Here is a 13,284-nt window from a genome sequence, read left to right on the forward strand (position 1 = left end):
TCTGCGCAACAAATAGGCCGCCGTGTTGCGCATAATATGATGATCTGGCTAGGCAGCAAGCATCACCCGATCCGCAAAGCAGGAATGTGCCCATGATGCCGTCTGACACCAGCCCAACCCAGCCGCTCTCTGGTTTGCGTGTTCTGGACCTCACAAATGTGCTGGCGGGTCCGTTTTGCTGTCATCAACTGGCTCATATGGGCGCGGAGGTCATCAAAGTTGAGGCCGCAGGGCGGGGGGATCTGGCGCGCCAGTTGGGCGCAGATCCGTCTCTGAACGCCGCGCAAATGGGGGTGTCATTTCTGGCGCAGAACGCGGGCAAGAAATCCGTGACGGTCAATCTGAAACATCCCGAAGGCAGGGCCGCTTTGCTGAAGCTTGTGCAATCGGCTGACATTTTGGTGGAGAACTTTCGCCCCGGGGTCATGGATCGCCTGGGGGTCGGCTATCAGGTGTTGAAACAGGCAAAGCCGACCCTGATTTACTGTGCTATTTCCGGGTTTGGACAAGGCGGCCCCTGGAGGCATCGCCCGGCATATGACCAGATCATACAGGGTGTGTCAGGCGTGATGTCGATCACAGGCGACACAGACAGCGCCCCGCTGCGTGCAGGCTTTCCCATCGCGGACACGGTTGGCGGGCTCACGGCGGCCTTTGCCATCGCGGCGGCCTGCAACGCGCGTCCGCGCGGCACCTTCATCGATGTGTCTATGCTGGAATCGGTGCTCGCCACCATGGGCTGGGTGGTGTCCAATTATCTGATCGCAGGTGTAACCCCCGACGCCCACGGCAATGAAAACGTGACCTCCGCCCCCTCAGGTGCGTTTCAGGCACAGGATGGTCTGATCAATATTGCGGCCAACAAAGAGGAACAGTGGGTGTTGTTGACCGATCATCTGGGGCTGTCTGCGCTGCGCAACCGTGCAGATTTTGCAACGCGCGAGGATCGCAAGCAGAACCGTTTGGCCCTGAAGGCGGAGCTCGAGCGGGTGCTTGTCACGCGCCCGGCATCCCATTGGGCGGACGCGCTCAATGACATTGGCGTGCCTGCCGGCGCGGTGCTCTCGGTGCCGGAGGTCTTGCAACAGCCCCAGATCGCGGCGCGCGGGTTCTTGCATGGCTTTCCTGATGTGCCGGGGGTCGGGCGTGATATTCAGGTTGCAACAACCGGGATCAAACTGGACGGCCATGCGCCCACCGTCACCACGCCGCCCCCGCGTCTGGGGGCCGACAATGAGACGATTTGGGCAGAGCTGGGGCTCGATCCGGTCACACTGAAAGAGGAAGGTGCAATATGAGCGAGCGGGACACATCGGTTGCGGACTGGTGGCACACCGACATCATCGACATGGCCCCCGGAGAGATCCGCCTGCGCGGATACCCGATTGAAGATCTGATCGGGACGGTAGGGTTTTCCGATATGATCTGGCTGATGACCCGTGGCAGCTTGCCCACCGCTGCACAGGCCCGCCTGTTGGAAAGCGCTCTGGTCGCCGCAGTGGATCACGGCCCGCAGGCCCCCTCGATCGCCACCGCGCGTATGGCCGTGACCTGCGGGTTGGGCTTGAATGGGGCGCTGGCCTCCGCTGTGAACCTGCTCGACGATGTGCATGGCGGTGCTGGCGAGCAGGCGGTCACCCTGTTTCACTGGATTGACGAGGCCGTTGCTACGGGGCAGCCGCTCGCGAAGGCCACCGAACAGATGATGCTGCGCTGGCAATCAGAGCATGGAAAATTCATTCCGGGGTTTGGGCATCGCTTTCACAAACCCACCGATCCCCGCGCGCCGCGATTGCTGGCCTTGGTCGAAGAGGCACGAGCCGCAGGCACTGTTGCTGGAAATTTCGCACAAATCGCGCGCGCGCTGCAAACGGCGCTGAACACCCAAAAGGGTCATGTGGTGCCCATGAACATAGATGGCGCGACGGCGGTGATTTATGCCGAGCTTGGTTTTGCCCCAGCTTTGGCACGTGGTCTGTTTTGCCTGTCACGTTCTGTTGGCGTGGTTGCGCACGCATGGGAGCAAATGAGCCAAGGCGGGCGCAATAAAGGCCCGACACCGCCTGCCCACCGCTGGACATATACAGGCCGCGACCCAATCGGCAGCCCGGCGCGCGCAGTTGCCACGCCTCAGAACAGCGAGAGCGATGCACACCACCGGGGGGCGTCACGTTCGTGAAGCGCGGCGCCTTAGCGGCAGTTTGAGGGGGCTATGTTTCCCGTTTGGAGGAGGCATAGCGGCTTGAGGCGGTATAATAGTCCTCAAACCCAATGCGTGCGCGCAACTCGTCAAACGCCATCAGCTCGGATCGCTGGTCTGTGCGCATCTGCTGCAAACAGCCCACCATCGCCTGCATCGCCACCGCCATCAGCGAAAGAGGGTAGGCGGCGATGGAATAGCCGATGTCGTGCAAAACAGCATTGGGCAGATCCGGGGTTTCACCGCCCTCCACGATATTTGCCATCTGCGGCAGAGGCACCGCGGCGCAAATCTCGCGCATTTCCGCCTCCGTCTTTGGCGCTTCCACAAACAGGATATCAGCGCCCAGTTTGGCAAATTCTTCGGCACGGGCGAGCGCTTCGGGCAACCCGTGTTCGTGGCGCGCATCGGTGCGCGCGAGGATCAGGATATCTCCCCCTTCGGCACGCAACTCCTCACGGGCATCCACTGCCGCACGGATGCGGTCAAACGCTTCTGCACGGTCCACAACCGCCTTGCCGGGCGTGTGCCCGCAGCGTTTGGGCGCCAGTTGATCCTCAATCATCACCGCCGCACAGCCCGCGCGCCCAAAACCACGCACCGTGCGTTTGACATTCATCGCATTGCCATACCCGGTGTCGCCATCGCCAATCAGCGGAATAGATACCGCATCAGAAATATTGCGCGCCTGATCGAGCACTTCGCCATAGCTCATAAGACCCAGATCTGGCGCACCAATCCGGGCGGCAGATGTGGCAAACCCAGACATGAAGGTCAGGTCATACCCTTCCTGCGCGATCAGCTTGGCTGACAGCGCATCAAAGCAGCAGGGCATGATGTGGCATGTGTCCTGCGCCAGCAGCGCACGCAGTTTTGCGGCTTGAGTCATGTGAAAATCACCATTTGAAAGGAATATAAAGCGCCAGATCCGGCACCAGATAGAGGATCGCCACGCTCAGAAGCATCAGCGCCAGAAACGGCCAGACCCCGCGCGCAACTTCGCCCAGCGAGACTTTGGCGACGGCCTGTATGACATAAAGGTTCAGTCCCACTGGGGGCGTGATCAGCGCACATTCCACCATGATCACCATGAAGATGCCAAACCAGATTGGATCAAACCCAAGCCCCATCGCCGCCGGCAACAGGACCGGGGTCATGATCAGGATCATCGACAGCGCTTCAAACACCAGCCCCATGATCAAGAGCACCACACAGACCAGCAGGATGAACACCAATGGCCCATCGATGTTGGCGGCGATGAAGGCGGAAATGTCCTGCGGAATGCGGTAGAGCGCGATGGCTTTGCCAAACACTTTCGCCCCGGCCACGATCAGCAAAATCGCGGTGGTGGTGATTGCGCTTTCACGCACAGCTTCCCAGAAGGTGGCCCATGTCAGCGTGCGCAGCCAGAACACCGTGATCAGCAATGCGGCGGCAAAGCCCACAGCCGCGGCTTCGGTTGGGGTGAAGGCCCCAGAATAAAGCCCCAGCACAATCAACAGCGCTAGCGCAAATGACGGAAGCGCCCGGATGGAAGTCTCTATGCGCTGCGCCATGTCGGCTTTTTCGGCAGGCATATAGTTTGGCGAAAGGCGCGCGTAGGCCATGGCAAAGACCACAAACAAGCCCACCAGCAGCAACCCCGGGCCAATGCCCGCAAGGAAAAGCGCGATCACGGATTCTTCGGCGACAAAGCCAAAGACAATCATCGGGATCGACGGCGGGATCAGAATGCCGAGTGTGCCGCCTGCCGCCAACAACCCATAGACAAAGCGTTTGTCATAGCCCCGGCTGACCATTTCGGGGATCGCAACGGTGCCAATGGTAGCAGCTGTGGCCACGGAGGAGCCGGAAATTGCCGCAAACAACCCGCAGCTGAGGATGGTCGCCACCGCCAGCCCGCCGGGCCAGTGCCCAACCCAGGCCTGCACCGCCGCAAACAGATCGCGCCCGACGCCGCCTTTGAGCAGCACATTGGACATCAGCAAAAACAATGGCACCGCCAACAGGATGAACCCATCCAATGTCGAGAGCACCGCCTGCGGGGCCATCAAGGGCGAAAAGCCCCCGATCATCAGCATGCCGAGCCCAAGCCCGCCCAGGGCAAAGGCAACAGGCACGCCAATCAAAAGCAGCCCAAAAAGGCAGGCCAGAATAAGAAGGATGGTCATTCGTGGCTGGCCCCCAATGAGGAAAGCTGTGTGCGGGGCAGGGACAAGAGCTCCACAATCGCCTGCGCCGTCAGCAGGCCAAAGCCCACAGGCACCGACAGTTCCGCCACCCAGCTTGGCAGGTTCAAAAGGGAGCCAGTCGTGCGCCCGCGCACCCAGCTGTCATGGAAAATATCCCAGCTCCAATAGGCGACGATGGCGGAGAAAACGATCAGCACCAACAGCGACATTGCCACACACAACCGTTGGACATGGGCTGGCAGCAATGCTGTGACCGCATTCACTGTGATGTGGCGGCGCAGGCTCAACACCCAGCCAAGCGACAAAAGGCAGCCCCAGATCAGGCAAAGTTGGCTTAACTCTGCCGCCCAAATAGTTGGTTTTATGAAGAAATAGCGCGCGATGACTTCATAGGTCAGCATCGCACCCGTCGCGGCCATCAGGCACGCCCCAAACACGCCTGCACAGCGCGACAATGTCGTGATAATTTGCATGTTCTTTGAAAGCGGGCAGGGCAAAAGCCGCCGCCGCCCGCGCCCTTCTTCAGTCGCTGCCAGCGGCGTCAAGCACCGTCTTGCCCGCATCGCCCGCTGCGGCGAGATAGGCGTCGTAGACCGGCTGCGCCACCGATTTCCACTGCGCCAACTCATCCTCTGTGAGCTCGACAATGGTCATGCCGTTGTCTTTGGCGGCTGCATAGGCTTCCGCTTCAATCGCGGCCATCTTGTCGCGTACGCTGTCCTGCGCCACAACGGCGGCTTCGGTGATCTGGCCACGGATCTCTTCAGACAGGCCGTTCCACCAGTCATTGTTCACCACCACCACAAACTCGATGTCCGCATGGTTGGTCACGGTGATCGTGTCCATCACCTCCCAGAGCTTGCGCGACTTCACGCCGGATACACCGGTCATGCCCACATCGACCGTGCCGCGCTGATAGGCCAGATACTGTTCAGAGCCGGAAATCAGCGTCGGCGCCCCACCAGAGGCGGTTACAAAATCGCCGAGCGTCTTGCCAAACACGCGCACCTTCTTGCCTTCCATATCGGCCGGGGTGCGGATGCCGCCGCCATTGGAGAGCATGATCGCCCCGCCATAGGCCTGCCAATAGAGCACCTGACCACCGGTTTTCTCAATCTCAGCTTCAATGGTTTCCCGCACGGTGGAGCCTTCCGCCACAGCCGCGCGAACCTTGTCTTCGCTGTTGAGCAGGAACGGCATGTAGAACACATCCACCACCGGCGCGTCCCCGACATAGCGCGTCAGCGAGGCCACACCCGCTTCAATGGCACCAGAGCCCACCGCCGCAGGCACCTCTTTGTCTTTGTAAAGCGTGGCACTGTCATAGATTTCTACGTCAATCGCACCATTGGTGCGGGCTTCGACTTCTTTTTCAAACAAAACAAGGTTCTGGCCCAAATGGCTTTTCAGCGGCAGCTGCAGCGAAATCCGCATCTTTTCCTGAGCCGCACCGACAGACGCAGACAGGGCGAGCCCGGCGGCTGCCCCCATAATGATCTTAAACATAATTTTCCTCCCAGTAAGGGCAGGGTCCTCCACCTGCCACTTGAACTGGATGCAATCAGAGATAGAGCGTGGGCGCAAGCCCCAAGGGTGCCTCTACGTCAGGTCATCGCCGGTGCCATCGCTCAAAAAGAGCCCGACACCCCGAAAATTACCGAATTTTTCGTTAACCAAGGGTGCTTTTCGATCTCCACATCCGGTTTAATTTAAATTATCTACGAATTTGCAGCAGTCTTTCGCTGTGGGACGATTTCACGGACGACCTTTCCTCATGAAAAATTTGATCCTTAACGGAACCTTTGATTCCGGTGCGGCCCATTGGTCAGGTCGGGACATCGAGGCAAACCACACCGAAAATGCGTATCTGCACAACGGATCGAAGAACCGTGTCGCGGAAATCGATGGGCATCGTGGCCGCAGCACCGTTATGAAACAAAGCTTTGAGGTGGATCGCCCGGTTGAGGCCCGCCTCACGCTTGACGCGGCACTGCGCAATGCGGCCCTGCCAGATCGCGGCATTGATGGCTTCAAAATAGAAGTGCGGGATGATCAGGGGCAAGTGATCGCCGCGCTCACCGTGCTGCCAACATCAAACAGCTGGACCGAAGTTGCCCTGGATGTGCCGTTTCCTTCGGCTGGCACCTACACCCTGAGTTTCACAGAAATTGGCGACAACGACAGCCTCGGCGCGATCGTTGATAACATCAAGATGATGGTGTGTTTTGCCAATGGCACCCTTATCGAAACCGCTGAAGGCCCCAAACGGATCGAAGCGCTTGTCGCCGGCGATTTGATCGTCACAGAACGTGGTCTGAAACCACTGCGCTGGGTGTTTGAGCGGGCGCTCAGCGCGGCGGATTTGCGCAAAGAGCCGAAACTGCGCCCGGTGGAAATCGCAGCCGGAGCTCTTGGTGATGGCTTGCCAACCCAGCCGCTTAGGGTGTCCCGCCAGCATCGCATGGTGGCGCAGTCGAAACTGACCAAACGCATGTTTGAGGCCTCCGAAATCCTGGTGCCAGCCATCCGCTTGGCGGGCCTGCCGGGCATCGACGTCTGCGAAGAAGATTGCGCGATGTCCTATTTTCATCTGCTGTTTGATGAGCATGAAATTGTGCAGGCCAATGGCGCGCCAAGCGAAAGCTTTCTGGTGTCAGAATGCTCTTTTGCCGCCTTGTCCTGCGAGGCTCAGGAAGAGTTGCGGATGCTGTTTCCCCATTTGATTGCGACATTGGGAAAAGACCGCACGCCAGCGCTCCCCATTCCTGCGCCCAAGCGGCAAAAGCGCTTTGTTGCACGTCTGGCCGCAAATGGTCGCAACATCCTGGAAGCGGCCTAGTTCCGCGCCATGGCCCGCGCCGAAAATTCAAACTTACGTTGCATGCGCGTTTCGTAAGTTCCCTTAACGTCAGCTTGTCGTGCCTGCGTCCCTGTTCGATTCGTGGCCAAGATGCGAAGTCTGACAATCCCTCTATGATTGTTTCTTAGGCTTGCGTGTATTGGGAATAAAATGTCGCTTTTTGCGAGAATAAATGATGTTTATAAATCATACCTTTAGGGCAGGTCAGCGGTTTTTGTGCCTGCATCTACTAAAGAATTAAGGCATCCGTTAAGTAAATTTACTTAGGGCCTGCGGCGACCGAAACAAATCACAGGCTACCGAAATGAAACGTTTTCTAAACGCGTTTTCGACGCGGGTCACGATGCTGGCGATGTTAGCGCTAGCGCTCTCCATAATGTTGACCGTCCTGTTGCAAGTTCAAAGCCGACAAACAATCGAAGATCTCAGAAACGAAGAGCTGCATGCCATCACCGAAATCGCGGCGAGCCTGCTGGTTGATCTGGATGCCGCAGTGCAATCCGGCGCCTACACGCCTGAACGTGCCCGCGCCTATGCCCGCGATCGGCTGCAATCCATGTCGTTTGGCAAGGACGGCTATGTCTTTGCTTTTGATGCAAATCTAACGATGAAAGCCCATCCGAAACATCCTGAGTGGATCGGCACCACCAAAGGCGCATTGATTGACAGTGACGGCGTTGATCGCCTTCAGGATATGAAACAGATCGCCCTCACCAAAGGCCACGGTCTGATCAGCTTTCAGGCCTACACGGGCGATGACGCGGCACCGCACGCCAAGGTCGCTTATGCGCAGCTGTTTGAACCCTGGGGCTGGATTATCGGCACAGAGGTGGATCAGGCAGACCTCGAAAACCGTCTGGCCCTCATCCGCACCGAGGCGATTGTTATCCTGTCTGTCACACTCCTGATAATGGCCGTCGCAGCCCTGTTGATCACCCGCAGCCTCACACGTCCGATGACCCAGCTGGGCGCGCGCATGCACAGCCTGTCAGAGGGCGACACTGAAAGCGACATTCCCCTGCTGGAGACAGAAAATGAGCTCGGTGATATGGCGCGGACACTGGAAGTGTTTCGGGCAGCCTTGCAACGCCAGGGTGAACTGGAGGCGCAACAAAAGGCCAATGCGGAAAATCAGGCACAGGTTGTAGAGACGCTCACATATCATTTGTCTGAGCTGTCTGATGGCACTCTGACAGGTCAGATCGTGACGGCATTCCCAGAGGGCTATGGCCAACTGCGCAGCGATTTCAACGCATCTGTGTCGCGGCTGGATACAACGGTCTCAGAGGTGGCCGCCAATGCATATTCCATTGGCGGCAGTGTCTATGAAATCGATCGCAGTGTGCGCGACCTTTCCAAACGTACGGAAAGTCAGGCAGCCACTTTGGAAGAAACAGCCGCCAATCTAAACGAGCTGACAGAATCTGTGCGCAGCGCCGCGCTCAGTGCGCGGAGTGTGGAAACCACCATGCACAACGCACAAAAAGAGGCCAAGGCCAGCGGGGAAGTGGTGGAAGATGCGGTTGACACGATGCACGAGATTGAGCGCAGCGCGAGCCACATTTCACAAGTCATCAAGTTGATCGATGACATCGCATTCCAGACCAATCTGCTGGCCCTCAATGCCGGCGTGGAGGCCGCGCGTGCAGGCGATGCCGGGCGTGGTTTCGCGGTTGTTGCCTCAGAGGTGCGCGCATTGGCGCAGCGGTCTTCTGATGCGGCGATGGAAATCAAGGATCTGATTGGGGATTCTTCCAAACACGTGGAGCGTGGCGTGCAGCTTGTGGGTCAGACCGGCGGCGTGTTGCGCTCCATCGTGGATCAGGTCAGCCATATCTCAACGTTGGTGTCTAATATCGCGCACGGGGCCGAACAGCAGGCCAATGGTCTCGGTGAAATCAACGAAGGCATGGCGCATCTTGATCAAGTGACACAGAAAAATGCCATCATGGTCGAAGAGGCGTCAGGGGCCGTTCAGGTTTTGAACGGAGACGCACAAAATCTCACGGCGTTGATTGACCGGTTTCAAACCTCCGGTGCCCTCGTGCCTGCCGTAGAGGCAGAAAAGGTGCGTGCAGCGGCGCGCGCCTAATGGGCCACTCAAACAAGGCGCCCGACCAACGGGCGTCCTAAAAACGGGTCTGCTGGGGAGAGTGTGGAGTTAGCTGCGCATATCCACAAGTTGGCCCGCGCGCAGCTCATAGGTGTCTGGCGCCAGTGCCTCGCGAAAGGCGGGGGTGTGGCTGACCAGCAAGATCGCTTGTGGCAGCCCTTTCAAGATTTCCAACAGCCGCGCTTCGTTTTTGGTGTCGAGCGCATTGGTCGGCTCATCCAGCAGCAGCGCCTCAGGCTCCATCGCCAGAACGGTTGCCAAAGTCACCAAACGTTTCTCACCGCCAGAAAGCTTGTGGGTGATGCGATCCCGCAGATGCATGAGGTCCAGATCACTCAGCACACGATCCACAATTGCGAGCGCCTCCGCCTTGCTGCGCCCAAGATTGAGCGGCCCAAAGGCGATGTCTTCCGCGACAGTGGGACAAAACAGCTGATCATCTGGGTCTTGAAACACCAGACCAATCCGGCGACGCACCTCGTGAAAATCGGCCTCTGATTGCCGCTCTTGGCCAAAAATCGTGATCCGCCCGCCATCGGGTTTCTGCAAGCCAAGCGCAATGCGAAACAGCGTCGATTTACCCGCCCCATTCGCGCCTGTGATCGAAATCCGCTCGCCCGGCTCGAGCCGCAGGGACGCCCCATCCAAAACCGGTGCATGACCGGGGTAGGCAAACCGTATGTCTTCCAGATGCAGGATCGTCATAGATGGTCCAGATACAGCAGCGCCACGCACAGCGCAGATAGGGTTGCGGCAAACACATAGTCACGCCGATGCAGAGAATACTCCTGTAGCAAAAAAAGCCTCCCAGAGAACCCCCGGCATTTCATCGCGCCCAGAATGCGCTCAGACCGTTCAATCGCCCGCACGAGCATCATCCCCACCAGATAGCCAAAACTGCGGTAGGTGTGCCAGTTCGTGCCGGGCCGAAACCCACGGATCTTCATCGCGCCGCGCAGGCGGAGATATTCTTCGCGCAGCACCTCGATGTAGCGGATGGTGAACATCAACAGATGCACCAGCACCTCCGGGCAGCGCAGCCGATGCAGCGCGTGACCAAGGCTCACCGGCTCCATGGTCCCCACCAGCACCATCAGAGCTAGGATCACCGCATTTGCGGTCAGCGCGATTTCAATCGCTTTCCACAGCCCCTGCCAGCTGGCAGGGAAGCCAAACACCGTGAACATCGCATCCCCGGGCATGGAAAACGGCATCAGCACCAGCATAAAAATGATGAATCCATCCATCATCGCCATGCGTTTGAGCGTGCGCCCCTTGGGCAGGCGCGAGGCCACGAGCAGGCCAAGAGACACCGCAAAGGCGCCAATCAGCGCAGGAATGGTCTGTAGCGCGACGGTCGCAATCGCAAAAACACAGACCATCACAATGCGCATGCGCGGATCCAGCTCTCCGACCGGCCCATACAGCCGCCCGTCGCCTGCCTCCGCCAGTGTCTTGGCCTGAGGTTCCAGCGCGTGTGCCATCAGGCGGCCAGCTTTTTGCGGGCGGCCACGTAAAAGCCGATGCCAAACAGACCGACAATATAGCCAATGCCGCCCAGAATGGTCTGCAGGTCATTGTGCTCGCGATAGGCGGCGATTTCGCGCCGCAGGGGGCGCACCTCAGCGCGCACCGCCTCTGCGATCACTGCGCGCTCCTCAGCGCTGAGCGAGGCCAGCATGACAGCACCATTGGTTGCCTCTGCCGGTACAGGCACAGCGGTTTCCACGACCTCTGCCGCAACGCCCATGATCTCTGCAACCTCAGCTGCCGGCATGGTCACTTCGGCGATGTGGCCCGCACCCATATCCGCATAAAACGTATGCGCCACAGCGCTTGTGGGGGTGAAGAGGAAAAACCCGTCTTCATCGGTCACGGTGCGGCCCAGCTCGGCACCGTCTGGCCCGGTGACAACCACCTCTTGCGCCACCGCCATATCCCCGTTGGAAAATCCCAGCTCGCCTTCAATGGCGTCGCCGGACGCGAACACACCTGCAATCACCTTATGCGCCGCAGCGGGCAGGGGCGCGAGCACGGAGCCAAACGTCAACGCGCAGATCAGGATCAACTGTTTCATGCGGTCCGATCCTTCAAAAAGAGTTCGGGCTTCACCCGACGTGCCAGCAATACGGCAAACCCGGTCAACAGCGCTTCAATGCACATCACCGGGATATGGGCAAAAAACACAAGTTTTGCCGCTGGGATGAATTCATCGCCTGACAAAGCCAGTGATACGGCCACCAAAGCGGTGGTTGTGGCAATTGCAAACGCGCCACCAGCAGCCCCCCAAATCGCGCCCTGAACAGGTGAGCCACGGCCAATCAAGCCGCCAAACAGCATCCACGCCAGAACGGCGGGCAGGGCAATATTCACGGTGTTGATGCCCAGCACGGTCAACCCGCCAAAGCCAAAGAACACCGCCTGCAACAACAGCCCGACAAACAGGGCAGGGAAGGCGGCCCAGCCGAGCAAAAGCCCGGCCAGACCATTCAGTATCAAATGCACAGAGGACGGGCCAATCGGCACATGGATCAGCGAGGCGACAAAAAAGCTCGCCGAAAGCACCCCAGCTGTGGGGATGCGATCCAGATCCAGGGATTTCAATCCCATCGCGATGCCGCCCACGGCAGCCACCGCGCCGCCGATCACCACAGGGTTGGAAAGGGCTCCGTCAACAATGTGCATAAAAGGCTTACTCCAGATCCCAGGCGCGGATCCAGATCACCGCGTCTTGGCTCAGCTCTTTGCCTTCATGCTCTGTCGCAGGGCCGGATCCCAGCGCAGCAAAACCCCAGTAGCCCGCTTTTGGCACACCAAAGGAGAAATAGCCGTTGTCATCGGAGATCGCGACAATCGCGCCACCCGGAAGAGGGGACACGGTGGCCGCTTTCGCGCCGGTGCCTTCCATCTCAGGCTCTGCTGCCATGTACTCGATTTCAATCTCCGCACCGGCCACAGGCTGGCCTTCGCTCAGAACACGCCCGGTGAAGGTGGAGCCCGCAACAATGTTGTAAGGCTTGTTCAGCGGCAGAATTTCTGTCGCCAGACCCTGCGGCTGATCCCAGTCTGTCGGCAGCTCGTTGCGGTTCAGATAGGTCTTGGTGATCTGCTGAATGTAGATGTCTTCAGACTCTTCATAATAAGGCGCAGGCACGGTCACGACCACATAGTCGCCAGAGCGCTTCACAGGCACAGAGCCGTTGAACGCTTTCGCGCTGTTGTCTGGGCCGTCAAAGGTGGTCTCTTCCAGAGTGCCCATCAGATCGGTTTTTTCGCCGTTGTGGATCACAAAGAACTCTTCCGGCTTTTCCAGCGTCATCACATGACCCGCCTCATGGGGGTGCCAGAAAATCAGCTTCACAGGCACATCACCCGGACGCTCAATCATAGTGTCTTCAGTATATTCCAAAAGAAAATGTGCCTGTGCCATCGCTGGGATGGTCAGAGCGGCTGTGGCCGCCAGCAGCAATTTTTTCATAAATTTTGGTCCCTATCACGTCGCGCCTACCCCGGCGCATTTCTTAGTGTGACTTCAGGGCACGCAGAACCGGTTGCAAAACACACAAGCGGACCCAGCGCGCACCCCGTCGCCGATGACGGCCGCCAAATACTAGGCGACCAGTCCGGCAGGTCTCCTGACTCGCGGGTCCAAACACGAACTGGCCTTCCCGGTTGCCCAGTGGCGCAATCAGCCGTGCTCGCCGCTTACAGTTGCGGGGGCAGTTGCAGACTTGGCCCAAAATACAGGCCGCACTGCATTCCCTTTTGCTTCCGGGGTATCCCGGAACCGAACATGCGGCGTTCTTGCCAGATACAATGAGATCCGGTCAATGCCAGATTGCGACGAACCTGCACACAATTACGAAAGATCGCAGCCCTTTGACTGCTCCAAAGTTTGATCGGTCGCAGGCAAGCTTGC

At 58.7% G+C, this 13,284-nt stretch carries 13 protein-coding genes and 1 riboswitch; of the genes, 4 read left to right on the top strand and 9 right to left on the bottom strand.

What is annotated here, in order from left to right; all coding sequences use genetic code 11:
• The first annotated feature begins 92 nt into the window (after nt 1-92).
• Both J7413_RS14650 and J7413_RS14655 read left to right on the top strand, forming a co-directional pair.
• Nucleotides 93-1,298, top strand: coding sequence for a CoA transferase (locus J7413_RS14650; protein ID WP_247743541.1), 1,206 nt, complete (start codon nt 93-95; stop codon nt 1,296-1,298).
• Entirely contained in the window at nt 1,295-2,179 is an 885-nt protein-coding gene (locus tag J7413_RS14655) for a citryl-CoA lyase (RefSeq protein ID WP_209099473.1), read from the top strand. Before J7413_RS14650 ends, J7413_RS14655 begins: the two co-directional genes overlap by 4 nt.
• Nucleotides 2,180-2,210: 31 nt before the next feature.
• Here J7413_RS14655 and J7413_RS14660 read toward each other — a convergent pair whose 3' ends face one another.
• From J7413_RS14660 to dctP, 4 genes are read right to left on the bottom strand one after another with little or no spacing between them, the layout of a single operon-like run.
• On the bottom strand, nt 2,211-3,089 hold the full coding sequence (locus tag J7413_RS14660) for an isocitrate lyase/PEP mutase family protein (protein WP_209099476.1): 879 nt from the start codon (nt 3,087-3,089) through the stop codon (nt 2,211-2,213).
• Between the two features lie 7 nt (nt 3,090-3,096).
• On the bottom strand, nt 3,097-4,371 hold the full coding sequence (locus tag J7413_RS14665; RefSeq protein WP_209099478.1) for a TRAP transporter large permease: 1,275 nt from the start codon (nt 4,369-4,371) through the stop codon (nt 3,097-3,099).
• Entirely contained in the window at nt 4,368-4,937 is a 570-nt protein-coding gene (locus tag J7413_RS14670; RefSeq protein WP_247743542.1) for a TRAP transporter small permease, read from the bottom strand. Before J7413_RS14670 ends, J7413_RS14665 begins: the two co-directional genes overlap by 4 nt.
• The gene (gene dctP, locus J7413_RS14675) at nt 4,915-5,898 is read right to left on the bottom strand and encodes a TRAP transporter substrate-binding protein DctP (protein WP_209099480.1); all 984 of its coding nucleotides are present in this window, start codon (nt 5,896-5,898) and stop codon (nt 4,915-4,917) included. Before dctP ends, J7413_RS14670 begins: the two co-directional genes overlap by 23 nt.
• 268 nt (nt 5,899-6,166) lie before the next feature.
• On the opposite strand from dctP, the gene J7413_RS14680 reads away from it, so the two are divergent.
• A complete protein-coding gene (locus tag J7413_RS14680) occupies nt 6,167-7,231 on the top strand; it encodes a Hint domain-containing protein (RefSeq protein ID WP_209099483.1) in 1,065 nt (354 codons plus the stop codon).
• Nucleotides 7,232-7,556: 325 nt separating this feature from the next.
• Nucleotides 7,557-9,344, top strand: coding sequence for a methyl-accepting chemotaxis protein (locus J7413_RS14685; protein WP_209099485.1), 1,788 nt, complete (start codon nt 7,557-7,559; stop codon nt 9,342-9,344).
• Between the two features lie 69 nt (nt 9,345-9,413).
• On the opposite strand, the gene J7413_RS14690 is transcribed toward J7413_RS14685, so the two are convergent.
• From J7413_RS14690 to J7413_RS14710, 5 genes are read right to left on the bottom strand one after another with little or no spacing between them, the layout of a single operon-like run.
• Nucleotides 9,414-10,070: an ABC transporter ATP-binding protein gene (locus J7413_RS14690; protein ID WP_209099487.1), complete on the bottom strand. Its 657-nt coding sequence runs from the start codon at nt 10,068-10,070 to the stop codon at nt 9,414-9,416.
• Nucleotides 10,067-10,849, bottom strand: coding sequence for a cobalt ECF transporter T component CbiQ (gene cbiQ, locus J7413_RS14695; protein WP_209099489.1), 783 nt, complete (start codon nt 10,847-10,849; stop codon nt 10,067-10,069). Before cbiQ ends, J7413_RS14690 begins: the two co-directional genes overlap by 4 nt.
• Nucleotides 10,849-11,442: a cobalt ABC transporter permease gene (locus J7413_RS14700; protein WP_209099491.1), complete on the bottom strand. Its 594-nt coding sequence runs from the start codon at nt 11,440-11,442 to the stop codon at nt 10,849-10,851. Before J7413_RS14700 ends, cbiQ begins: the two co-directional genes overlap by 1 nt.
• Nucleotides 11,439-12,050, bottom strand: coding sequence for a cobalt transporter CbiM (cbiM, locus tag J7413_RS14705; protein WP_209099493.1), 612 nt, complete (start codon nt 12,048-12,050; stop codon nt 11,439-11,441). The genes J7413_RS14700 and cbiM overlap by 4 nt, the downstream gene beginning before the upstream one ends.
• Nucleotides 12,051-12,057: 7 nt before the next feature.
• The gene (locus J7413_RS14710) at nt 12,058-12,843 is read right to left on the bottom strand and encodes a DUF4198 domain-containing protein (RefSeq protein ID WP_209099495.1); all 786 of its coding nucleotides are present in this window, start codon (nt 12,841-12,843) and stop codon (nt 12,058-12,060) included.
• A 129-nt stretch (nt 12,844-12,972) separates the two neighbouring features.
• Nucleotides 12,973-13,172, bottom strand: a riboswitch (cobalamin riboswitch).
• Nucleotides 13,173-13,284 lie beyond the last annotated feature (112 nt).

This window comes from Shimia sp. R10_1 (assembly GCF_017744095.1).
Lineage (GTDB): Bacteria > Pseudomonadota > Alphaproteobacteria > Rhodobacterales > Rhodobacteraceae > Shimia.